Consider the following 20,374-nt stretch of genomic DNA (forward strand, 5'->3'; position numbering starts at 1 on the left):
TGGTTCGAAGAGTGTGGTCATCCTGCGGAGCTGACGAGGAGGTCTCTTTAAGAAACCTTGTTGAATAACGCTGACCGCCGGGGCGGCCTTGAATCAACTCCGTTAATCGGTCAGGGTTTCGAGCTGACCCCGGGAGATCTTCCGGCTCCGGACGGGTCAGGCGACACGCTTTGACGCCCCACACGTCAACACGAGGAGTGCTCACTTCATGTCAACTCGCAAGCACGCACGCACACGTTCGCGCGGCCTCCGGGTCTTTGCGGTGGCCACGGGAGTCGCCACTGCAACCGGCGTTTGCGTGCTGCTGTCCCCCCTCGCCGGCGCGACCCCTCCTGCCGAGGGAACGGTTTACGGGCTCGGCGCACCCGGAGCGCTGAGCGGCAGCTACATCGTCATGCTCGACCAGGACGCGGACAAGCAGGCACTCGCCAAGAAGTACGGTGGTGAGCTGAAGCGCACCTACACGTCCGCGGTCAACGGTTTCTCCGCAACAGGGCTTTCGGAGGCCGACGCCAAGCGACTTGCCGCCGACCCGGCCGTGGGCAAGGTCGTCCAGAACAAGAAGTTCTCCATCAACAGCACCCAGGACAACCCCCCGTCGTGGGGCCTCGACCGGATCGACCAGGCGCAGACGGTGGGGGACAAGAAGTACACCTACCCCGACGCGGGCGGCGAGGGCGTCACGGCCTATGTCATCGACACCGGCGTGCGGATCAGCCACAAGGACTTCGGCGGCCGGGCCGTACACGGCTTCGACGCAGTGGACAACGACCAGAGCGCCGACGACGGCAACGGGCACGGCACGCACGTCGCCGGGACCATCGCGGGCACCTCCCACGGGGTGGCCAAGAAGGCCAAGGTCGTCGCCGTCCGTGTGCTTGACGACAACGGGTCCGGCACCACCGAGCAGGTCGTGGCGGGCATCGACTGGGTGACGCAGCATCGCAGCGGGCCCTCGGTCGCCAACATGAGCCTCGGCGGCGGCGCCGACGAGGCGCTCGACGAGGCGGTACGCCGGTCGATAGCCGCTGGTGTCACCTTCGCCGTCGCGGCGGGCAACGAGTCCACCGACGCCGGGCAGGGCTCTCCCTCGCGGGTCCCGGAGGCCGTCACGGTGGCCTCCAGCACGGCCGGCGACTCGCAGTCCTCATTCTCCAACTTCGGCTCGGTCGTGGACCTCTACGCACCGGGCTCCGACATCACCTCCGCCTGGAACGACAGTGACAGCGGCACGAAGACCATCTCCGGCACCTCGATGGCGACGCCGCACGTGGTCGGAGCGGCGGCCCTCTACCTGGCCGGACACAAGGACGCGTCGCCCGCCGAGGTCGCACAGGCCCTGACCGCAGGAGCGACCTCGGGGAAGATCACCAACCCGAGCAGCGGAACCCCGAACAAGCTGCTGAAGGTGTCCGCGCAGTAGGTGGAGCCGTCCGTGAAGGCGCCGGGGCCGTCGCACCTGAGGGGGGTGCGACGGCCCCGGCGTACACCCCGGCGGCGATTTCCGTGAGGTCAACCGGCGCGCCCGTAGTGGACGTTCCTACTCCAGATTCGTTCCAGCCGTACTCTGGCGCCCGGGCGGGGTGCGTGCCAGATCTTGTCGCGGCCGGCGTAGATGCCTACGTGTTCCACAGTCGATCCCCTGGGAAAGAACACCAGGTCACCCAATGCGCGTTTGTTCCGGGGAATGCGAGACGTGTGCTTGTACTGCTGCTCGGCGGTACGCGGCAGCTTTCTGCCGGCTCTTCGGAATGAATAGAGCGTCAGGCCTGAGCAGTCGAACCGTTTTGGTCCTGTTGCACCGCGGGCATACGGTGCGCCTTCCTTGGAGGCGGCCACGGCCACCGCCCTGACGCCGTACGACGTTGCCGCGTTGGCGGATGACATGGGGCCGGCCAGCGTGCTGGTGGTCAAGAGGCAGAGCAGCAGCATGACGCGAGGGGGGCCGAATTCGGTAGAGCGGCGAACAAGTCGGTGAGCCCGTCGGGCCTTACGGGATTCGGATTCGGTCCTGGAGACGGACATCGTGGTACCTCCGCGTTCGGATGCGACAGCGGTCGATCGGACACGTATGAAGATCCTGCTTTCAATGTCGTGATTCCTGGCGCCTAACGGCCGACCAGTTTTCTCCGATGCCGCCAAAAATCCACTTCCGGAGACGGGGTGAGCCGTATCGGTTCGGTAACAAATCCGCGAACATATGCACATCGCCCGGCGGTCGTAGCGCCTCGTCGATGATGTGATCGCGCGCGCTTCCCGCCGGTGTAAGGAGGCCGGAGCGGTTGCGTGAGCACGACGAATGGTGGCTCGACGTCGGGCGATCATGCGCGCCCGGAACCCGCCCGGGCCGCTCCGGCACCGCCTCGGCGCGTTCTGCCCGGTCCCCCGGGTGCTCCCGGAGGCGACCTCGGGCCTTCCCGGCCTCGGTGCCGCATCAGGTGACGTCGACCCCGCGCCAGGCGGGCGGTGTCTGCTCAGAGCGCCGGCGCCCGCTGCCGCCGAAGCCGCCCCGGCCGTCCGGGGAGGCGGGTCGCATGGGGATGATCGTGCCGGTGGAGGTGGGCGTCGTCGTGGAGGCACCGAGTGCGCTGGGGGCCACCCGTATGGCTCCCACGCCAATGGCGGCCTTGAGGAGGGCGAGGCGGTGGATGCTGGTCATGGCGTTCTCCTTCACGATGGGGGACCGGGGGCGCGGTCGGTCGGTGGGGATGCGCGGGTCGAACGGCAGGGGTGCTGTGTACGTGTCCACCGGCGGGATCCGGATGAAGCCTCCGTCCGTTGCCCGGTGTGAGCTTGTCCATCCATGAAGCCCCGGCGAGAGGCGCCGCGTCACGACACTGAATCTCGGGGCTTGACAGCACCGAGGCCGGACGTCCAGCCGCCGGAGGTGCCGTGCGTCCTGATCACGCGGATCCGGGTCAGCAGAAGGGCCCGCCCACATCCCCTCGCTGTTTGGGTGAGAGCTGCTGGGGCAGGCGGTTCTTGAAGCGGTGGACGGCACCCCGGTTGCCGGGCCATCCGGCCCGGAGCTGTCGCCTACGTCACTGCGCGGTGGACCGAGAGGGAGAGGGCCGGCGATGGACACCTCCCGTGACCAGATACCCCGTGTCGTGGTCGGCGTCGACGGCTCCCCGGCTTCCTATGAGGCGTTGCGGTGGGCCATACGCCACGCCCGTCTCATCGGGGGGAAGGTGGACGCGGTCGCGGCTTACGACATCCCTGGGGCGGTGGGCTGGTCCGCTCCGGTGGTGGACGCGGACTTTGATGAGGGACGGGCCAAGCAGGCTCTGTCCGACGAGGTCAAGACCGTGCTCGTCCAGGCCGGTGACGTGCCGATTCAGGAGCACCTGGTGCGAGGCAACCCGGTCGAGGTGCTGACGGAGTCATCGGCCGACGCGGAGCTGCTGGTGGTGGGAAGCAGGGGCTGGGGAGGCTTCGCCCGCCTCCTGCTGGGCTCCGTCAGCCAGCAGTGCGCCCTGCACGCATCCTGCCCGGTGGTCATCGTCCGCCCGCCGTCGAACCCGCCTGACCGGGGGACGAGCCCGGAGGAGACGGCATGATGCCGGAAGAGACCAGTGTCTCCGTGGACGGATCCCCGTGGGCCTGTTCCAGTTCCAGGCACCAGTGCTGATGATCGTCGGGGGCAGCGATGCGTCGCGGGAGGAGCGATGAGCAGTGCCACGCTTGACCGGCATGCTGGGATCAGGGCGGATGCTCTGCCGCTGGACACAGGCCGGTCCTTTGATCCGCTGCTGGAGCGGATCGGCGACGCCCGCTTCGTGCTGCTGGGCGAGGCGTCGCACGGCACCGCCGAGTACTACCGCCGGCGCGGCCGTTGGCTGCGCCGCCACAACGACGCGCTGCCCGCGCACCGCCGGGTGGGCTTCTTCGGCCTGGACGTCCACTCGCTGTGGGAATCACTGCACGCGGTACGCGACTACCTCACCGAGCACGCCCCCGACCAGGCCGACCACGCCCGGCAGGCCTACCTGTGCTTCGAGCCGTACGCCCGCGACCCCCAGAGCCCACCGGCATGTGACACGGGCCGCATCAGGAAGGAGTGATGCGCCATGGCCTTCAAGGACCGAGAAGACGCGGGCAGGCGACTGGCCTCCCGCCTGGCGGAGCTCGCGGACGCCCAGGGGTGGGCCGATCCGATCGTGCTGGCCCTTCCCCGAGGCGGCGTCCCGGTCGGCGCCGAGGTCGCCTCCGTCCTCGGCGCGCCCCTGGACGTGCTGGTCGCGCGCAAGATCGGCGCACCCGGCCAGCCCGAGTACGGCATCGGCGCGATCGCAGGCGACGATCCGCCGCTGTTCGACCTCCGTGCCCTCAGACTCCTCCACGTCACCCCCGACGAACTGAAAGAGGACGTCGCCCGTGAGCGGACCGAGCTGCACCGCCGCGAGCGCCTCTACCGCAAGGACCGGCCCGCATTGATGTTGCGCGACCGCACCGTGATCCTGGTCGACGACGGGCTCGCCACCGGCGTCACCGCCCACGCGGCGCTGCGCCGCATCCGGGCCGAGCACCCCGCCCAGGTCATCCTCGCGGTTCCGGTCTGCAGCACGCGGGCCGCGGAGGAGCTGCGCCGGGAAGCCGACCAGGTCGTCTGCCTCCAGCCCCACCAGTACCTGCACGCGGTGGGCGTCTGGTACGAGGACTTCGCCCAGGTCCCAGACCGGGAGGTGACGGCCATCCTGGAACGCCAACAGGCGAACCACTGACCACCCGCAGGCGCGAACCGCTCGCCCAGGCCGACCGGCGAGACCCGGGGAGGTCAGCCATGCGGCGCCGGCGGCACCGGCTGAGCCGACGGCATGTGAGGGCGTAGGAAAACCGTTCGATTCAGCGCTGGCAGAGGCCGACGGGCGTGGCGCGTCGCCCGAACCGGTATGCGACGACGGAGGTGGCGATGGCGACGATGCGGGCCTGGGTGGCCCCGGCCGCCCACCCCGGGACGGTGGAATGCGTCGAGCTGCCCGTCCCGGTCCCCGAGGCGGAGGAACTGCTGGTGGAAGTGCACGCGTGCGGGGTGTGCCGTACGGATCTCCACGTACGCGACGGCGACCTGCCGCCCCACCTCGAGCGGGTCGTACCCGGCCATGAGGGCGTCGGCGAGGTCGTCGCGATCGGCAGCCGGGTCACCGCACCCGGGGTCGGCACCCGGGTCGGCATTCCCTGGCTGCGCGGGACATGCGGCACGTGCCGGTACTGCGTACGGGGCCAGGAGAATCTGTGCCCCGCGTCCGTCTACACCGGCTGGGACGCGCACGGCGGCTACGCCCAGTACGCGACCGTGCCGGCGCCCTACGCCTACGAGCTCCCGGCCGATCACCCCGCCGAGGAGCTGGCCCCGCTGCTGTGCGCCGGGATCATCGGCCACCGGGCCCTGCGCCGCGCCGACCTGCCCGGGGGCGGGCGGCTCGGCATCTACGGATTCGGGGCGTCCGCCCACCTCACCGCGCAGCTCGCCATCGCTCAGGGCGCGGTGGTCCACGTGTTCACCCGCTCCGAGGCCGCCCAGGCGCTCGCCCTGGAGCTCGGCGCCGCATCGGCGGGCGACGCCCGGGCGCGGCCCCCCGAGCCGTTGGACGCGGCGATCCTCTTCGCTCCGGCCGGCGACCTCGTCCCCGTAGCCCTGGAGGCACTGGTCGGCGGGGGGACGCTGAGCATCGCGGGGATCCACCTCTCCGACATCCCCTCGCTGAACTACGAGCGGCACCTCTTCCGGGAGCGGACCGTCCGCGGCGTCACCGCCAACACCCGCCAGGACGGACGCGAGTTCCTCGCCGCCGCAGCCGAGCACCGGCTCCGAGCGACCGTGACCGCCTACGACTTCTCCCACGCCGACACAGCCCTGGACGACCTCGCAGCGGGGCGGGTCCATGGAGCGGCGGTCCTGAAGATGCCCGCCTCTTGACTGCCTGGCGATTCCCGTCCCACCCGACCGCGCTCGCCGCCGCCCACTACGACGTGGAGCGCAGCCGCGATGTCACTCGTCGTCCTCGCTGCGAAGCGGTAGGAAGGCGATGCACTCGACGTCGATCTGGTCGGAGAGCTCCACCAGCACACGGGCCAGACTGAGTGTCGTGCCGGGGTCGAGTTCCGCCTCGCCCTCGTACATCGATTGCAGCCACCCGGCCGCAAGGCGGCGCAGCAGGGATGTGACCTGGTCGGCAGGGATCAGTAGCCGGCCACCCGCCACGGGGATCAGGTGAACGGACGCGTTCATGGCGGTATCTCCTCCGCTCCGCCGGCCGGTGTGACGACGCCGACGAGCACGCCGTCCTCGCTCTCCACCATCCCACAGGCATGGCAGGAGGCCGCCACATGGCGACATGGGTGGTCCGACGCGGCCGGCCACGGACCGCATGGGCGCTGGAGAGCGACGGACAACCCATCATTGAGCGGGGTCTTGTCAACTTTGTTGAGGAGAGTTATATAGGTGGTGTCGCCACGTGCATTCGTGACCCGTGGGAAAGGAGTGAAAGACGATGCTCATGCGAACGGACCCCTTCCGTGAACTCGACCGGCTGACCCAGCAGGTCCTGGGAACCGCGGCACGGTCGGCGGCCATGCCCATGGACGCCTTCCGTGAAGGTGACGCCTTTGTCGTCGAGCTTGACCTGCCCGGTGTCGACCCCGAGTCCATCGATCTCGATGTTGAGCAGAACGTCCTCAACATCAAGGCGGAGCGGCGGACCACGGCCTCCGGAGACGACAGAGAGGTGCTGATCGCGGAGCGCCCCGCCGGCACTTTCAGCCGTCAGCTCTTCCTCGGCGAGACCCTCGAGACCGACCGCGTCGAGGCCTCCTACGACGCTGGTGTGCTGCGGCTGACCATCCCGGTCGCCGAGCAGGCCCAGCCACGGAAGATCGAGATCAGGGCCGGGAGCGGCTCGCACAAGGAGATCAACGCCTGACGGATGAACGGCTGAACGGCTGAACAGTCCAGTGCCCGGCCCGGCGGCTACCGGCTGGGCCAGGCACGCGGATGTGATCAGCTCACAGTCGCAGAGGCTCGTCCGCGGAGCTCGGCGGGTGGTCCCAGCTGCTCCGGCTGGGCGTGTGCCGCGGAGCCGAGCAGGGGCGCGCCCCGTCGCTCGGGCCGGTGACGGGCCGCGTCGGTGATCTTCTCGCGCGGCGTGTCGGCCGCTCCGGGTGCCGCGGGGATGAGCCTGCGGGCCAAGAGGCGACCAACCCAGTGCCGACCGCACACGGGGCACGGTGAGGCACCGGCGGGGGTGTACGGCGAGGGCACGGCGATGCCGTCGCAGGAGAAGTACTCCCAAGTCCCGCCTCCGTCGTCGCTGTACTGCTGGACGTCATAGTCGATACTCCAGTCGTGCCAGCAGCGGCCGCACGTGAATTCCACCCGTTCCAATGCCAGTGCGGTGATCATGTCCTCTCGCCCCCTTTCGGCTGCGCGTGGTCCTACTCATCGATATACCCGTCAGCGGTTACCTTGACAACACCGCGGGCGGGTTTTATGACTGGTGGCAGAGAGGGCTCATTCCGGTTATCCGGAGGTGAGGGCAATGGACGGCTCACGGCCGTCGCGCGACCATTACGCCGTCCTCGGGGTCCGGGCGGAGGCGTCCCCAGAACAGATCACCAGCGCCTACCGCGCGCTGATCCGCGCCCTGCACCCCGACACCCGCCCGAGCGGACCAGCCGCCGATGCGGAACTCGCCGAAGTCATCGATGCCTACCGGACCCTTCACGATCCACTGCGGCGGTCCCTCTACGACGCCGAACGCCGCCGTCCAAGGCAGCAGCCCGCCGGCCATCCGGTACGGATACCCGTACGTGTGCGGTCGTGCACCGCGGACACTGCGAAACAGCCGTATCCGTGGCCCCGGGCGGGCTCCCGTACGGTTTTCTACCCGACCACCTCGCAGCCGTACGGAGATCCGCTCGACCGGCTCATGGCATGGCTGCTTTACCACATATAGCCCTGCAATAGCTGCTCGCCCCGGGTGGCCGTCGCCAGAATTCAGGTCGCCTCAATGGCACCCATTGCGCGAGTCCGAAGAAGCAGAGAAACCACGCTCTGACCACGGGGACGCGGCAAGTGGCGCAGGACATCCGAACGCGACCCCGTCAGCGACACCGGCGGGCGTTGAGCCGGGCGGCCTGGCGCGTGAGGTGGTCGCGTTCGGCGAGGTTGGGTGCCTTTTGGGCTGCCTCGGCGTACAGCCGTGCCGCCGTCGCCGGGTCGCCGTCGCGCTCGTGGAGGTACGCGGCCACCGCGGTGTGGCGGGGCAGTGAGTGGTCCAGTGCCGCCAGCGCCGCCAGGCCGGCTCGCGGTCCGTCGGCCTCGCCGACGGCCACCGCGCGGTTGAGCCGGACGACCGGGCTGTCGGTCAGGCGTGCGAGTTCGTCGTACCACTCGACGATCTGCACCCAGTCGGTCTCCTCGGCGGTGGGCGCGTCAGCGTGGAGTGCCGCGATGGCGGCCTGGGCCTGGAACTCGCCCAGCCGGTCGCGGGCGAGGGCCGCCTGAAGGATCTCGACGCCCTCGGCGATCGACCCGGTGTCCCACCGGCCGCGGTCCTGCTCGGCGAGCGGCACCAGGCTGCCGTCGGGCGCGGTCCGGGCGGCGCACCGGGCGTGGTGGAGCAGCATGAGGGCGAGCAGCCCCGCCACCTCGCCGTAGAAGATGTGGCGAGCGTCGATCACGGCCGCGAGCTGCCGGGTGAGCCGGATGGCCTCGGCGGCCAGGTCGACGTCGCCGGAGTAGCCCTCGTTGAAGACCAGGTAGAGGACGCGCAGCACGGTGGCGACGTCGCCGGGCTGGTCGAACCGCACGCCGGAGACGGTGCGCTTGGCCCGGCTGATGCGCTGCGCCATGGTCGCCTCGGGCACCAGGTAGGCCCGGGCGATCTGGCGGGTGGTCAGCCCGCCGACGGCACGCAGCGTGAGGGCAACCGCGGACGACGGCGTCAGCGACGGGTGGGCGCACAGGAAGTAGAGCTGGAGCGTGTCGTCCACCGCGGGCGGGGGCCCGGGCGCGGGCTCCTCGTCGACGCGGTCCTCACGCCGGCGGCGGGCGGCGTCCGCCCGGGTCGCGTCGAGGAACCGGCGCCAGGCCACGGTGACCAGCCAGCCCTTCGGGTCCCGCGGGGGGTCGGCCGGCCAGACGCGGACCGCCTCGACCAGCGCGTCCTGCACGGCGTCCTCGGCCGCCGCGAAATCGGCTCCGCGGCGGACGAGGATGCCGAGCACGCTCGGGGTGAGGCTTCGGAGCAGGGCCTCGTTCATCGGTGAGGTCACTCCGTGATGGTGGGCGACACACCGTAGAACGGGCGCAGCTCGAGCCACTCGTGGATCGGCTTCCCGCCCGCTCCGGGGGCGGCCGACAGTTCCCCGGCCAGCTCGACGGCGCGCTCGTAGCTGTCGACGTCGATCACCATCCAGCCGGCGATGAGGTCCTTGGTCTCGGCGAACGGGCCGTCGGTGACCGGCGGGCGACCCTCGCCGTCGTACCGGACCCACGTCCCCTCGGGGGCGAGCGCCTGGCCGTCGACGAACTCGCCGGTCCCCTCGAGGCGGGCCGCGAAGTCCCGCATGTACTGCACGTGCGCCGAGATCTCCTCCGGCGTCCACCGGTCCATGGGAACGTCGTTGACCGCAGCCGGGGCACCGCGGTAGTGCTTGAGCAGCAAGTACTTGGCCATCGTGTTTCTCCTCGGTGCTGATGCGACCCATTGTGGTCGCGTTCACTGCGGGGACGGAGCCGGTCACGGGTTCTCGACATCGCCGTCCGATTTTTTTGACTCTCGTCGATGTGTGCGGTCCTGGCGCGTCGGGGTGGGCTTCGTGGCGGCACGATCTCCCGGCGGCCGCCGCTCGCCCTACCTGTGGGATCTGCGGCGAATAGTGGGTAGCCGGACAGTATGAGCGAGCAGAACCCGGCCAAGGACGTAGAGGAATGGGTGACCGGAGACGAGCCGGCGACCGGGCCACAACTGAGCTACCTGCATACCCTGGCGAGGGAAACGAGCGAGGAGATCCCGCCGAACCTCACCAAGGCCGAGGCCTCCAGGATGATCGACCGGCTACAGAAGGCATCGCCCAGGACCGGCGCCTCAGGGGACGCCGGCGCGGAAGGCAGCGAGCCCGGTGGGAGAACCAGCTGAGCCGCCCGGCACCTTGATCAGCCCGGCGCCGAACCCCAGACGGAACAGCCGCCGGCCCAGCATCCACAGCACCGCCTCGTCAGGGCCACTGGGTCCCCGTACGTCTGCTCCACTGTGGGCCCGGTGGCTCGGGAGGCGGTGTGGTGCCCGGCCGCAGGGGCAGGGCGAGGAGCATGCCCGTGACGAAGCCCGCGACGTGCGCGAGGTAGGCCACCGTGCCGGCGGCGGAGACCACGCCGCCGTAGGAGTACACGGCCTGGAGGGCGAACCACATCCCCAGCACCACCCAGGCCGGCAGCCTCAGCGGCAGGAAGATCAGGAAGGGGACCAATACCCAGATCCTGGCCAGCGGATACAGCACGAGGTAGGCGCCCAGTACCCCGGCGATCGCACCGGAGGCGCCGATCAGCGGGGTCGCCGACGAGGCGTTGGCCAGCGCGAAACCGTATGAGGCGGCGTACCCGCACACGAGGTAGAAGAGCGCGAACCGCAGGTGCCCCATGCGGTCCTCGATGTTGTTGCCGAAGATCCACAGGAACAGCAGGTTGCCGAGCAGGTGCAGCCAGCTCCCGTGCAGGAACGTCGCGGTCAGCACCGACAGGGGCGGGCTCTTCTCGTACCCGGGCGGCCCGATGACGCAGCCGGGACCGGCCGGGCCGAAGCCCACGTCTCCCGTGGGCACCAAGCGGGGGATGCGCTGGTGGATCAGCTCCTGAGGTACCGCCGCCCACCGTTCCAGGAACGCCTGAAGGTCGCAGAACTGAGCGAGCGAGCCCTGGCCCGCCACCGACCCGGCCAGGCCGGGCGTACGCAGGAAGACGACGAGGTTCACGGCCACCAGCGCGTACACCACCAACGGCGTGCGCTGCGCCGGGTTCGCGTCGTGGACCGGAATGACCATGAGGCCGACCCCTCTCCCGACCAGCGATGATGATGATCCCTTCGCCAGCGCCTACCCGGCTCAGTGGGCTCCTACTGGCCCACGCCGCGTCGAGACCTGTGCGTCCTCATGGGGCGGGCCATCGCGGCCGACGCGCTGCCGGCAGCAGAGCGGCACCTGGCGCGGTCAACGAAGACGAGGTTTCCGATGGGTGCGGTGGGATCAGGGTTGCCCGGATCGTAGGGAATCTGCCCGGCCGACGGCTGCGGCTGGCGGCGTGCCCGCGGTGACTCACGGCCTGGCCCTCGCGGACAGTTCCGACGCCGAGGGCGCGGTCTGTTTCAGCTCGTTCGCCGAGAGCGCGCCGCAGGACGCTACAGACGGCGGAACAGCTGTAGGCGGGAAGGCCCGATTCCTTCCGGTCGAGGTCGTCGACCAGTTCAAGCAGCCGCAGCGGTTGCCGTCGCCAGTTGTAGACGAACAGGATGGTGCCCCGGGTCTCGGCATGGTGACCGAGCGCGAGCAGGCAGTTCAGGCCGGTGACGTCCATGAATGTCACGTGCCGCATGTCGCAGGCCACCACCGTGGTGTAGTCGGCGAGGGCTTCCCGTATCGGGTCGAAGGCCGGTTCGGCCTCGAAGTCGAGTTCGCCGGCCGGTGTCAGGTGCAGTGTGGGACCGTAACGTCGGATGCTGATGTGGAAGTCGCAACCCATGGCGCTTCACCTCGCCGAAGAGAGCCCTACCAGCCCTCTACCCAGATCTGAACGCCGCATCGACTAGGCGTCCGCATGGGGCGGCGGGCCACCGGTGGGACGCCGCGCCATTGTTTCGTGAGCGGTGGAATCAGCGTCCGACGACTCGGTGTTGCTCCCGTTCAGCCCGCTCACGAATCGTGCGGCGAAAGCCGGTCCGGCAGCCGCATCCAGCTCACTCGCGGCGCTGACGGGACTGAGCCGCAGCCCTTGAGCCGATAGCCGCTCCGAGCCTTTCGGGTCTCCCAAACGCGCCGCGTCCCCTTTCCCTCTGTTGGCCTACCTCCGTTGGCCTCTTCGGCGTAGTGCCACTCTCATGGACTACGGCGGTCGCCCCCCCGACCGCCGTCACGCAGAAGGGCACGCCCATGCACGAGATGCGCGCCGAATACACTCCCGGCCGGTCCGAGATGCTCTGGCACGTCATCGCCGAGGACCGCTCCACCGGAACCCTGTGCGGATACCTTCTGCCTGCGAACCGGACGGTTGTCGCACTTATGTCCGAAGGGGTACCGGAACGCTACTGCACCCCGTGCATGACGGCCTTCCGCGCCGCCGTCCTGAAGAGCCACACATCAGACGCGGCGCGGAGGGGGTGAGGGTCGGCAACCGCGTAACCGACGTCGCCCGGGCGCACCCGGAATGTCGGTCAGGTGTGCAGTCGGCTGTTGGTTCCGTCGTGGCCGTCGGCGTGGTCCTCGTCGAACCAGTAGTCGCCTGCGGCCAGATACCGGAACGAGTGGACGCTCTTGTCGGGCAGGGCGACTGTGGCGGCGCGCATGCCGTCGCCGCGGGGCTCAAGGGTGTGGGTGCCCGGCTGCCAGTTGTTGAAGTCGCCGACGACGCTGACCGGGCCGGGCGGCGTGTCGGCGGGCAGGACGAAGGTGATCTGGGCGCGGTCCTTGAGCTGCCGGCGTTCGAGCATGGCGGAGAACTCCTGAGGTCAGGGGGCTGTTTCGGCTCATCCTCCGGCCCGGGCCGGGCGTCGGCACCCGCAGGCGGCCGGGTGGGTGCCGACTTCACCCGCCTGCCTGCCCGACCTCGCTGCGGCCACCGTCCCGACCGGCGTCGGCGCGAGACCGTCACAGCGCTAGCTGTTGCCCGACCTGAACAGGAAGTCCTCGACCGCGCGGAGATCGGTGTTCCAGTACGTGACCCGGGGGTTGGGTCCGACAGTGAGGGAGCCGACCTCGTCCGACAACCTGATGTCGAGCGGCGCCACATCCCTGTTGCTGTTGGGGGCGCGGTCTTGGTAGCCGAGGGAAATCGACGTGACGGTCCTGGTCTCCTGGCCCGCTCGGAAGACGAACAGGCCCGCGTACGCCTTCTCTTTCGGCCCGATCGTGGCGATGGCCCGCGGCTTGGACTCCATCGGACCGACCGGAGCCCCGATGTCGGTGCCGAAGCGGACGTACGGGTAGTGGTAGAGGGTGCAGGCCTTGTCGGTGAAGTTGGTGGCCGTGATGAGGAGGTGCTGGCCCGAGTCCTGTCGCCACCCCGACGTGGCGATCGAGAGGTCGTTGTCGTCGCAGGCCGCGATGGTGGTGTCACCGCCACCGCCAGGGTTGGCCGAGCCGCCACCAGAGCTCTGCGAGGGGCCGGTCGTGCCCCCGCCGCCGGGCTGGGCGGTGCCGGCCGTGCTCGGGGTACCGGAGGGGGTGGGGGTGCCGGTCGCGCTCGGGGTGCCGGAGGCAGTGGGGCTCTTGCCGTTGTCCGTGCCGCCGGACTCGCAGGCCGTGGACGAGAGGAGCGCGGCGATGGCCGCGACGCCAAGGGCGTAGGTCTTCCAGCTCTTGCGGGCAGTGCGCATGGTAGCCCCCGTGGTGCTTCACCTGGCTCGAAATGGTGCGGTCGACCATTCGGTTCTGCCCTGTGGAATCGCCGAACTCCCCTTCCCCGAGGGGCCGTTACGGACTCAGGACGTGAAGGTCACCATTCCGTCCCCGTGGCCATGGCCCGTCGCCGCGTACGCCGGGTTCGGCGGAAGCGCGTGTGGCGTCGCCGGTCGGACCAGCCGAGTCGGTGGGGCAAGGATCCCGTGCCAGGGCGGTCGGTCCCTTGCGGCTCGGTGACGGCGACGTCCGCCGTCGGGCGGTGCTTTCGTTGAGGAGCCGCTTGCGCAGCGCGGTTGCCACAGCAGACGGTGACGCCGCTCCTGCGGGGGAGGCGGGCCCGGACTACATCGGGGCCGGGGTGAGGACCACGAAGTCCGCGCCGGACCCGTCGGTGCAGAGCGCCAGCCTCCCGACTCCCTCCGCGTCCTCGGGACCCATCAGCACCGAGCCGCCGTTGGCCCTGACCCGGTCGACCGTGGCGTCGCAATCCGAGGAGGCGAATACCGGGTGCCAGGAGGCCCGCCCGCCGGTGAGGGTGAGCTGGTCGGCGGGCATCTGCATCATGCCGCCGTGCATGCGCTCCTGCGGCTGGCCGGCAGGAGTGATCATCGAGTACGTTCCGCCGCCGCCCGGCAGGGGCATGTCGTCGGTCGTCCAGCCGAACAGCCCACCGTAGAACTGCTTGGCTGCGGCGGCGTCCGTCGTGTACAGCTCCGTCCAGCACAGGGCTCCCGGCTGGTCCGCGGCCTCCATGCCGCTCATCTTCCCCGGCTGCCAGACGGCGAACTGTCCACCGTGCGGGTCGGTGTACTGCGCCATTCGGCCCTCGCCGTCCGCGTCCATCGGCTCGACCCGCACGGTGCCGCCGAGGCGCCGTACGGCCTCGGTCGTCGCGGTGGCGTCCGGCGTATGGAAGTAGATCATCCACGCCGAACGGGCTCCCTCCTCCGTGAGCGGGCCGAGGCCTGCGACGGCCTTGCCGTCCAGCTTGAAGAAGCCGTACTCCTCGGCCTCGGGGCCCATGCTCTGGAACTCCCAGCCGAGCACGGTGCTGTAGAAGGCGGTCGCCGCCGCGACATCGGGTGCGCCGAGGTCGAGCCAGCACGGAGAGCCGGGAACGAAGTCAGTCGTGATCACGGTGGTTCCTTGGGTCGCGGGACGTCACGGACGGGTCTCGTACACAGGCAGCGTGCCACCGGGCACGGGCGCCCGCTCCCCGGACACGGTCGGACACCGCCGACCGGCCGATGGCCGAGAGCCCAGTGGCTGACGCCTGTCCTGAGCCGGTTGGCGGAGCCCGATCAGGAGAGCCCGGGTGACCCGGCCGCGCGATGCGTTCCCGCGCCCTGGCCGGTGGTGTCGAGCCATCACGGGTTCAGGTAGGTGACATGGCAGGGGGCTGCCAGAAAGCCGACCGGTGAGGCACTCCGGAAAACACGTTCGGCGCCCCCTGGGCAGGGGGCGCCGAACGTGAGGGGAAATAGGCTGAAGAGGATCAGAGCGCGGGGGGCATGTCGTAGGTGACCCACATCGTGCGCGTGGCCACCTGGTCGTACTTGGACCTCGCCCGGTGGTTGTCGTCTGCCGTGATCCAGCGGACCACGCTCCAGCCCCGCTCGGCGGCGATCTCCCGCAGGCCGCCGAGAAGCACATCGGCGGCGCCGGAACCACGCTGTTCCGGGGCGACGAACAGGTCGTCCAGGAAGCAGCCGACCGTGGCCGACAGTGGTCGTGCGAACGGGCGGTAGTGCGCGAGACCGACGAGTACACCGTCCGCGTCCTGCGCCACCAGGGCGTTCACCTCGTGGGCCGGGTCCATCACCCAGCTCCACACCGACGCGGCGGCCTCCTCGGTCTGCTCCACCATGTAGAAATCGGCGTAACCGCGATAAAGGGCGCGCCACTGCGGAAAATCCTCCGGGCGCGCCGCGCGGACCGTGATCTGCCGCGCCGAGGCGGTGTCCGTTACGGGCTTCGTGTGCGCTTCGGTCGACATGTGATCAAACCTTCTTGGTCGAATGGGCGGGGAGGGAACGTCGAAGAAGAGCGAATCGAAACTGCCGTCCTCGACCAGCGCGCGCAGCAGGAACAGCGCGGCGAGTCGGTCCATGGCTTCGCGCACCTCGGCGGGCGCGGCGCCGGTGCGGCACGCGATCCCTCCACGCTGATGTCGGGTTCGCCGAGCATCAGTTGGTAGGTGTGTTCGGTCAGTGGGTCCAGGCCGAGTGTTTCGAGCATGCGGTTCCCCTTTGGTGCTGAGAACCGATCATGCGGTGGGCGGATGCGGGAAGAGTGTGACGCGATGTCGAAACGTCCGCCCCGGGTACTCCAGGGTGGACAGGTGGGAGGGTCCTCGCAGGACGGCCGGGCTCCGATGCCCCGACGCGCACAGCGGCGGACGGCGGGGCATCGCGGAGGCGGCCCGCAGCAGCACGTGGATCAGATTCACGTCCTCACTCCTGATCGGCGCGTCGAAAACGGGGCGGGCAGCCGTGCGGCGTCCCTGCGGCACGACGGACGATCCCGGCGTCCTCCAGCACGCTGCCGTCACGGAGCCCGTCCTGTCGATCACCTGCCGGGGCAGCTCGGCGACACTGACAGCACTGTGCCGACGGAGCGCCGCGTGGCGGGATCAGGCCCCGTCACCAGGCTGCCACCCCGTTCCGTGGGCCCTGCGGCGAGGCGTGGGTGTGCGCAGCCGTCGTGGGCGCCGCCACGTCCACCGCGACGAACTCCGCCGGCCGGCAGTGACGACAGCGGCCGGGCCGCCGGGCGGGTCAGTGCGAGAGGCAGGCCGCCAGGCCGGACGGCGTGGGGTGGGCGTAGAGCTCCCGCAATGCCACCGAGCCCAGTCCCGCCTTGCGTACCGCGCCCAGTAGCCGCACCGCGAGCAGGGAGTTGCCGCCGTTCTCGAAGAAGTGGTCGTCGGCCCGGGCGTCCGGTTGTACGACGGCCCGCCAGATGGACAGGACCCGCTCCAGAGCCTCGGATGCCGCGGCGGGGCGGTCGGAGGCAGGAGCCTCCTTCGTGTGCGCCGCTGCCGGCACCCGTTCCGGCAGCGCCGCCCGGTCCAGCTTGCCGTTGATGGTCAACGGCAGGGCGGGCAGCGCGATCAGCTCGGCCGGCACCATGTAGTCGGGCAGGAGGCCCGAGACGCGCCGTCGGACGTCCGCGGTGCCCGAGCCGTCGGCCGGCACGACGTAGGCGACGATCCGTGTGTGGGCCGGGCCGGCCTCCTGGCCGCGGACGATCACCGCGGCGTCCGTGACGCCGGGGTCGTCGAGGAGTACGGAACGGATCTCCCCCAGCTCGATGCGGAAGCCGCGGATCTTGACCTGATCGTCCAGCCGTCCGGCGTGGTCGAGCGAGCCGTCGAGCCGGAGCCGCCCGAGATCGCCGCTGCGGTACAGGCGTCGGCCGGTGACGTCGTCCACCACGAAGCGTTCGGCGGTCAGTTCGGGCCGGTTGAGGTAGTGCTCCGCGTGGGGCGGCCGCTCGCCGGCTGGTCCGTCTCCGTCCCCGCCTACCTGAAGATGCTGGCCACCGAGGTGGCCGCCGACGGCGTCACGGTCAACATGCTGCTTCCCGGACGCATCGCCACCCGGCGCGTCGACCAACTGGACGCTGCCCGCGCGGCCCCCCGCGACCGCACTCTCGAAGCCGAGCGCGCCGAATCCGCCGCCCGCGTTCCGATGCACCGCTACGGCTCGCCGGAGGAGTTCGCCCACTGCGCCGCGTTCCTCTGCAGCGACGCCGCCGCCTACGTGACCGGCACTGCGCTGCGCTGCGACGGCGGACAGGCACCGGTCCTCTAGCGTCCTCTTCAAGAGTCGAAGGCATAACGGCTCGGCGACGACCCCAACTCCGGGTTGTGCGCTGTCTATTGACACCCGCGTTTCAGGAGTTTTACGTTCTCGGCATCTGAGAGCGCTCTCGGCCACCCCTTCCAGTGAGGACTTGAGGTGCCGTTCATGCCAGCCCCCCGCACCGGACCAGCCACTGTGCTGCTCCTGGCCACAGCCCTGGCAGCTGTCGGCCTAGGTCCGGCCGCCGCCCCGGCGGCGGCCGCCACCGTTCCCGTCGGCTCCGGCAGCTACTCCGACACCCGACCCGCCGGCACGTCCGGCCCGACCACCAACACCGGGGCACCGGTCACCCCCAAGGTCACCGCCGCGGCCAAGGCCCGGCCGGTGCCCACCAACGACTGGTGGTCCTCCCTCGCCTTCCAGCGCTACGGCGACAACCCGTACTCGACCCCGATGTACGGCCACCCGCTCACCTACCGGGCGACCTCCGGCGGACTCGAGGTGGGCTACCCGACCACCCCCGCGATCGTCGGCGACGGCCGCCAGTACGAGTTCGCCCACAAGCGCGACCTCACCCTCGGCATCAGCGGTCTCAACTCGCCCGACACCAAGGCCGACGACTGGTCCGACTGGACCGTCACGCCCTACTGGTCCGACGGCGCCCGGACCCTGCGGACCACCATCGGCCACGGCATGCCCTTCGTGTACGCCAAGGGCTCCGGCGGCAACGCCCAGATCACCACCGCCGCCGCCCCCGCCGTCTTCGCCGACCAGGGCAACGTCCTCGGCATCACCGTCGCCGGACACCACTACGCCCTGTTCGCGCCGACCGGCAGCGACTGGAACGTCAGCGGCTCCACCATCAGCGCCGGACTCGGCTCCAAGGACTACTTCTCGCTCGCCCTGCTGCCGTCCACGGACGCGCTCGCGACGTACAAGAAGTACGCCTACAGCTTCGTCACCGGCTCGAAGGCGGACTGGAACTACACGGGTGGCACCGTGAAGGCCACCTACACCCTGACCACCGAGGCCAAGGAAGGCGCCGAGCGCGGGACGCTCCAGGCGCTGTACCGCCACCAGTGGCTGCACACCACGGACCCGCTCACCCCGTACACCTACGTCTCGCCGCGCGGAACGATGAAGGTCCGCGAGTCGGCGTCCTTCAGCACCGCCCAGAAGGCCTCCGCGGTACTGCCCGGACTGCCGAAGTCCAACGGGGTGGACACCGCCCGGCTGCGCGGCTACCTGAACGAGGCGGCGAACTCGTCCGACCCGTTCGCCGGGGCCACCGACACCTACTGGACCGGTAAGGCGCTCGGCAAACTCGCCCAGCTGGTGCCCGTCGCCGACCAGATCGGTGAGAGCGCCACCCGCGACAAGCTGCTCGGCCTGCTGAAGGGCCGCCTCCAGGACTGGTTCACGGCCGGCGGCGCCAACGAGTTCAGCTACGACAAGGACTGGAAGACCCTCACCGGCTACCCGGCCTCCTACGGCAGCGACACCGAGCTCAACGACCACCACTTCCACTACAGCTACTACGTCTACGCGGCGGCGATCGTCGCCCAGTACGACCAGGCGTGGGCCGCCGACTCCGCGTGGGGCGGCATGGTCAAGACGCTGGTGCGCGACACGGCCAACGCCAGCCGCACCGACAGCGCCTATCCGTTCCTGCGCGGCTTCGACGTGTACGCCGGACACAGCTGGGCGTCGGGGCACCAGGGATTCGCCGCCGGCAACAACCAGGAGTCCTCCTCGGAGTCCACCAACCTCAGTGCGGCCCTCGTGCTGTGGGGCTCGGCGACCGGCGACGCCTCGCTGCGCGACCTCGGCACGTTCCTGCTGACCACCGAGGCGGAGTCGATCGCCCAGTACTGGTTCGACGCCGACGAGCAGGTCTTCCCGTCCTCCTTCGGCCACGACACGGCCGGCATGGTGTGGGGCAGCGGCGCGGCGTACGCCACCTGGTGGACCGCCAACCCCGAGGAGATCCACGGCATCAACGTCCTTCCCGTGACCGGCGGTTCGCTCCACCTGGGCGGCGAGAAGGCCGCCATCCGCCGCAACCTGGCCGAGCTCGAACGCGAGAACGGCGGCCCGGCCGTCGAGTGGCGCGACATCCTCTGGGAGTTCCAGTCGCTCGCCGACCCGGCCGCGGCCAAGGCGAAGTGGGACGCCGGCCACGCCGGCTACACCCCCGAACAGGGCGAGTCCAAGGCGCACACGTACCACTGGATCAGCACCCTCGACGCACTCGGCGCCCCGGACGCGACGGTGACGGGAGACATCCCGAGCTCCGCCGTCTTCACCAAGGGCACCACCCGGACGTACGCGGCACACAACTATGGCCCGACGACCCGCACGGTGACCTTCTCCGACGGCAAGACCCTGTCCGTACCGGCGCGCTCCACGGCGACCGGCACCGGAACCGGATCGGACCCCGGCCCCGGTCCGGACCCCGACCCCGATCCGCCGACCGGGAACACCTTCCAGCTCCGCAGCGGCGGTCTGCTCACCACCTCGACCGGCGCCCCGGCGGGTAGCGACACCGTCGCCTCCGCCGGCGGCGCAAACCACGACGGCGCCCCGTACCAGCCGCTCGTCTACGAGGCACGCGACGTGAACGGCACCCTCACACCCGGCGCCTCGACCGTCTTCCGCCTCCAGCTGGACGCGGGCACGTCGGTCGGGCTCGGCCAGCAGGCCCGCGTCAGCTACGACCTCACGGGTGACGGAACCTACGAGCGGACGGAGACCTACCACTACTTCGCCACCGACCCGGTGGCGGGATGGGAGGAGTACGGCCAGTCACGCGGGCTCAAGGCGGCGAGCGGAACGCTCGGCAACCTCAACGGCGGCACCGTCCGCCTGGAGGTGTGGAGCGCCATCGGCAACGGAACGTCCAAGCTCCAGACCGGTACCGACCGGTCCGTGCTGGTCATCCCCTTCGGCTGACAGAC

General features: G+C 70.2%; 23 protein-coding genes. 10 read left to right on the forward strand and 13 right to left on the reverse strand.

Translation table 11 applies throughout. The features are described from left to right. The first annotated feature begins 208 nt into the window (after positions 1 to 208). The gene (locus ACWDYJ_RS06200; protein WP_451564286.1) at positions 209 to 1,423 is read left to right on the forward strand and encodes a S8 family serine peptidase; all 1,215 of its coding nucleotides are present in this window, start codon (positions 209 to 211) and stop codon (positions 1,421 to 1,423) included. An 89-nt stretch (positions 1,424 to 1,512) separates the two neighbouring features. On the opposite strand, the gene ACWDYJ_RS06205 is transcribed toward ACWDYJ_RS06200, so the two are convergent. Together ACWDYJ_RS06205 and ACWDYJ_RS06210 are read right to left on the reverse strand one after the other, a co-directional pair. Further along, the gene (locus ACWDYJ_RS06205; protein WP_451564287.1) at positions 1,513 to 1,932 is read right to left on the reverse strand and encodes a C40 family peptidase; all 420 of its coding nucleotides are present in this window, start codon (positions 1,930 to 1,932) and stop codon (positions 1,513 to 1,515) included. Positions 1,933 to 2,434: 502 nt separating this feature from the next. Further along, positions 2,435 to 2,659 carry a hypothetical protein gene (locus ACWDYJ_RS06210; RefSeq protein ID WP_451564288.1) on the reverse strand — a complete coding sequence of 75 codons (225 nt, stop codon included), beginning with the start codon at positions 2,657 to 2,659 and terminating at the stop codon, positions 2,435 to 2,437. Positions 2,660 to 3,077: 418 nt separating this feature from the next. On the opposite strand from ACWDYJ_RS06210, the gene ACWDYJ_RS06215 reads away from it, so the two are divergent. The 4 genes from ACWDYJ_RS06215 (at position 3,078) to ACWDYJ_RS06230 (ending at position 5,920) form a co-directional block, all read left to right on the forward strand. Further along, on the forward strand, positions 3,078 to 3,560 hold the full coding sequence (locus ACWDYJ_RS06215; protein ID WP_451564289.1) for a universal stress protein: 483 nt from the start codon (positions 3,078 to 3,080) through the stop codon (positions 3,558 to 3,560). A 108-nt stretch (positions 3,561 to 3,668) separates the two neighbouring features. Next, positions 3,669 to 4,064, forward strand: coding sequence for an erythromycin esterase family protein (locus ACWDYJ_RS06220; protein ID WP_451564290.1), 396 nt, complete (start codon positions 3,669 to 3,671; stop codon positions 4,062 to 4,064). Positions 4,065 to 4,070: 6 nt separating this feature from the next. Further along, complete coding sequence (locus tag ACWDYJ_RS06225; protein ID WP_451564291.1) at positions 4,071 to 4,724, forward strand: phosphoribosyltransferase; 654 nt, start codon at positions 4,071 to 4,073, stop codon at positions 4,722 to 4,724. Positions 4,725 to 4,921: 197 nt separating this feature from the next. Then, positions 4,922 to 5,920, forward strand: coding sequence for a zinc-dependent alcohol dehydrogenase family protein (locus ACWDYJ_RS06230; protein WP_451564354.1), 999 nt, complete (start codon positions 4,922 to 4,924; stop codon positions 5,918 to 5,920). Between the two features lie 72 nt (positions 5,921 to 5,992). Here ACWDYJ_RS06230 and ACWDYJ_RS06235 read toward each other — a convergent pair whose 3' ends face one another. Continuing rightward, positions 5,993 to 6,232: a DUF6213 family protein gene (locus ACWDYJ_RS06235; protein ID WP_451564292.1), complete on the reverse strand. Its 240-nt coding sequence runs from the start codon at positions 6,230 to 6,232 to the stop codon at positions 5,993 to 5,995. A gap of 262 nt (positions 6,233 to 6,494) precedes the next feature. Between ACWDYJ_RS06235 and ACWDYJ_RS06240 the strand changes: the two genes are divergently transcribed. Continuing rightward, positions 6,495 to 6,923: an Hsp20/alpha crystallin family protein gene (locus ACWDYJ_RS06240; RefSeq protein WP_451564293.1), complete on the forward strand. Its 429-nt coding sequence runs from the start codon at positions 6,495 to 6,497 to the stop codon at positions 6,921 to 6,923. 77 nt (positions 6,924 to 7,000) lie between these two features. On the opposite strand, the gene ACWDYJ_RS06245 is transcribed toward ACWDYJ_RS06240, so the two are convergent. Then, the gene (locus tag ACWDYJ_RS06245; protein ID WP_451564294.1) at positions 7,001 to 7,402 is read right to left on the reverse strand and encodes a hypothetical protein; all 402 of its coding nucleotides are present in this window, start codon (positions 7,400 to 7,402) and stop codon (positions 7,001 to 7,003) included. Positions 7,403 to 7,538: 136 nt separating this feature from the next. Between ACWDYJ_RS06245 and ACWDYJ_RS06250 the strand changes: the two genes are divergently transcribed. Next, on the forward strand, positions 7,539 to 7,955 hold the full coding sequence (locus ACWDYJ_RS06250) for a J domain-containing protein (protein WP_451564295.1): 417 nt from the start codon (positions 7,539 to 7,541) through the stop codon (positions 7,953 to 7,955). Between the two features lie 148 nt (positions 7,956 to 8,103). On the opposite strand, the gene ACWDYJ_RS06255 is transcribed toward ACWDYJ_RS06250, so the two are convergent. After that, on the reverse strand, positions 8,104 to 9,264 hold the full coding sequence (locus ACWDYJ_RS06255; protein ID WP_451564355.1) for an RNA polymerase sigma factor: 1,161 nt from the start codon (positions 9,262 to 9,264) through the stop codon (positions 8,104 to 8,106). Between the two features lie 8 nt (positions 9,265 to 9,272). After that, positions 9,273 to 9,680, reverse strand: coding sequence for a YciI family protein (locus tag ACWDYJ_RS06260; protein WP_451564296.1), 408 nt, complete (start codon positions 9,678 to 9,680; stop codon positions 9,273 to 9,275). Between the two features lie 219 nt (positions 9,681 to 9,899). Here ACWDYJ_RS06260 and ACWDYJ_RS06265 point away from each other — a divergent pair, with 219 nt between their 5' ends. After that, complete coding sequence (locus tag ACWDYJ_RS06265; RefSeq protein ID WP_451564297.1) at positions 9,900 to 10,142, forward strand: DUF3072 domain-containing protein; 243 nt, start codon at positions 9,900 to 9,902, stop codon at positions 10,140 to 10,142. Between the two features lie 79 nt (positions 10,143 to 10,221). Here the strand turns inward: ACWDYJ_RS06265 and ACWDYJ_RS06270 are convergent, their stop codons facing one another. The 7 genes from ACWDYJ_RS06270 to ACWDYJ_RS06300 all read right to left on the reverse strand — a co-directional run bounded on the left by ACWDYJ_RS06270 (position 10,222) and on the right by ACWDYJ_RS06300 (position 17,045). Beyond that, on the reverse strand, positions 10,222 to 11,043 hold the full coding sequence (locus tag ACWDYJ_RS06270; protein ID WP_451564298.1) for a rhomboid family intramembrane serine protease: 822 nt from the start codon (positions 11,041 to 11,043) through the stop codon (positions 10,222 to 10,224). 106 nt (positions 11,044 to 11,149) lie between these two features. Continuing rightward, positions 11,150 to 11,737: an STAS domain-containing protein gene (locus ACWDYJ_RS06275; protein ID WP_451564299.1), complete on the reverse strand. Its 588-nt coding sequence runs from the start codon at positions 11,735 to 11,737 to the stop codon at positions 11,150 to 11,152. Positions 11,738 to 12,425: 688 nt separating this feature from the next. After that, positions 12,426 to 12,701, reverse strand: a complete 276-nt coding sequence (locus ACWDYJ_RS06280; protein ID WP_451564300.1) for an isoamylase early set domain-containing protein — start codon at positions 12,699 to 12,701, stop codon at positions 12,426 to 12,428. A gap of 165 nt (positions 12,702 to 12,866) precedes the next feature. After that, on the reverse strand, positions 12,867 to 13,586 hold the full coding sequence (locus ACWDYJ_RS06285) for a DUF4232 domain-containing protein (protein WP_451564301.1): 720 nt from the start codon (positions 13,584 to 13,586) through the stop codon (positions 12,867 to 12,869). A 367-nt stretch (positions 13,587 to 13,953) separates the two neighbouring features. Further along, on the reverse strand, positions 13,954 to 14,748 hold the full coding sequence (locus ACWDYJ_RS06290; protein ID WP_451564302.1) for a VOC family protein: 795 nt from the start codon (positions 14,746 to 14,748) through the stop codon (positions 13,954 to 13,956). Between the two features lie 358 nt (positions 14,749 to 15,106). Continuing rightward, positions 15,107 to 15,721 carry an N-acetyltransferase family protein gene (locus ACWDYJ_RS06295; RefSeq protein ID WP_451564303.1) on the reverse strand — a complete coding sequence of 205 codons (615 nt, stop codon included), beginning with the start codon at positions 15,719 to 15,721 and terminating at the stop codon, positions 15,107 to 15,109. Between the two features lie 667 nt (positions 15,722 to 16,388). After that, positions 16,389 to 17,045 carry an AMP-binding enzyme gene (locus ACWDYJ_RS06300; protein WP_451564304.1) on the reverse strand — a complete coding sequence of 219 codons (657 nt, stop codon included), beginning with the start codon at positions 17,043 to 17,045 and terminating at the stop codon, positions 16,389 to 16,391. Between the two features lie 48 nt (positions 17,046 to 17,093). Here ACWDYJ_RS06300 and ACWDYJ_RS06305 point away from each other — a divergent pair, with 48 nt between their 5' ends. Both ACWDYJ_RS06305 and ACWDYJ_RS06310 read left to right on the forward strand, forming a co-directional pair. Continuing rightward, positions 17,094 to 17,426 carry an SDR family oxidoreductase gene (locus ACWDYJ_RS06305; protein WP_451564305.1) on the forward strand — a complete coding sequence of 111 codons (333 nt, stop codon included), beginning with the start codon at positions 17,094 to 17,096 and terminating at the stop codon, positions 17,424 to 17,426. 156 nt (positions 17,427 to 17,582) lie between these two features. After that, positions 17,583 to 20,369, forward strand: a complete 2,787-nt coding sequence (locus tag ACWDYJ_RS06310) for a glycosyl hydrolase (protein ID WP_451564306.1) — start codon at positions 17,583 to 17,585, stop codon at positions 20,367 to 20,369. Positions 20,370 to 20,374: the final 5 nt, after the last annotated feature.

Source organism: Streptomyces sp. NPDC003042, assembly GCF_053591315.1.

Excerpts from the sequence above, each read along its gene's own strand:
- ACWDYJ_RS06200 (WP_451564286.1), top strand. The coding sequence starts at position 209 with ATGTCAACTCGCAAGCACGCACGCACACGTTCGCGCGGCCTCCGGGTC.
- ACWDYJ_RS06205 (WP_451564287.1), bottom strand. The coding sequence starts at position 1,932 with ATGCTGCTGCTCTGCCTCTTGACCACCAGCACGCTGGCCGGCCCCATG.
- ACWDYJ_RS06210 (WP_451564288.1), bottom strand. The coding sequence starts at position 2,659 with ATGACCAGCATCCACCGCCTCGCCCTCCTCAAGGCCGCCATTGGCGTG.
- ACWDYJ_RS06215 (WP_451564289.1), top strand. The coding sequence starts at position 3,078 with ATGGACACCTCCCGTGACCAGATACCCCGTGTCGTGGTCGGCGTCGAC.
- ACWDYJ_RS06220 (WP_451564290.1), top strand. The coding sequence starts at position 3,669 with ATGAGCAGTGCCACGCTTGACCGGCATGCTGGGATCAGGGCGGATGCT.
- ACWDYJ_RS06225 (WP_451564291.1), top strand. The coding sequence starts at position 4,071 with ATGGCCTTCAAGGACCGAGAAGACGCGGGCAGGCGACTGGCCTCCCGC.
- ACWDYJ_RS06230 (WP_451564354.1), top strand. The coding sequence starts at position 4,922 with ATGCGGGCCTGGGTGGCCCCGGCCGCCCACCCCGGGACGGTGGAATGC.
- ACWDYJ_RS06235 (WP_451564292.1), bottom strand. The coding sequence starts at position 6,232 with ATGAACGCGTCCGTTCACCTGATCCCCGTGGCGGGTGGCCGGCTACTG.
- ACWDYJ_RS06240 (WP_451564293.1), top strand. The coding sequence starts at position 6,495 with ATGCTCATGCGAACGGACCCCTTCCGTGAACTCGACCGGCTGACCCAG.
- ACWDYJ_RS06245 (WP_451564294.1), bottom strand. The coding sequence starts at position 7,402 with ATGATCACCGCACTGGCATTGGAACGGGTGGAATTCACGTGCGGCCGC.
- ACWDYJ_RS06250 (WP_451564295.1), top strand. The coding sequence starts at position 7,539 with ATGGACGGCTCACGGCCGTCGCGCGACCATTACGCCGTCCTCGGGGTC.
- ACWDYJ_RS06255 (WP_451564355.1), bottom strand. The coding sequence starts at position 9,264 with ATGAACGAGGCCCTGCTCCGAAGCCTCACCCCGAGCGTGCTCGGCATC.
- ACWDYJ_RS06260 (WP_451564296.1), bottom strand. The coding sequence starts at position 9,680 with ATGGCCAAGTACTTGCTGCTCAAGCACTACCGCGGTGCCCCGGCTGCG.
- ACWDYJ_RS06265 (WP_451564297.1), top strand. The coding sequence starts at position 9,900 with ATGAGCGAGCAGAACCCGGCCAAGGACGTAGAGGAATGGGTGACCGGA.
- ACWDYJ_RS06270 (WP_451564298.1), bottom strand. The coding sequence starts at position 11,043 with ATGGTCATTCCGGTCCACGACGCGAACCCGGCGCAGCGCACGCCGTTG.
- ACWDYJ_RS06275 (WP_451564299.1), bottom strand. The coding sequence starts at position 11,737 with ATGGGTTGCGACTTCCACATCAGCATCCGACGTTACGGTCCCACACTG.
- ACWDYJ_RS06280 (WP_451564300.1), bottom strand. The coding sequence starts at position 12,701 with ATGCTCGAACGCCGGCAGCTCAAGGACCGCGCCCAGATCACCTTCGTC.
- ACWDYJ_RS06285 (WP_451564301.1), bottom strand. The coding sequence starts at position 13,586 with ATGCGCACTGCCCGCAAGAGCTGGAAGACCTACGCCCTTGGCGTCGCG.
- ACWDYJ_RS06295 (WP_451564303.1), bottom strand. The coding sequence starts at position 15,721 with ATGGACCGACTCGCCGCGCTGTTCCTGCTGCGCGCGCTGGTCGAGGAC.
- ACWDYJ_RS06310 (WP_451564306.1), top strand. The coding sequence starts at position 17,583 with ATGCCAGCCCCCCGCACCGGACCAGCCACTGTGCTGCTCCTGGCCACA.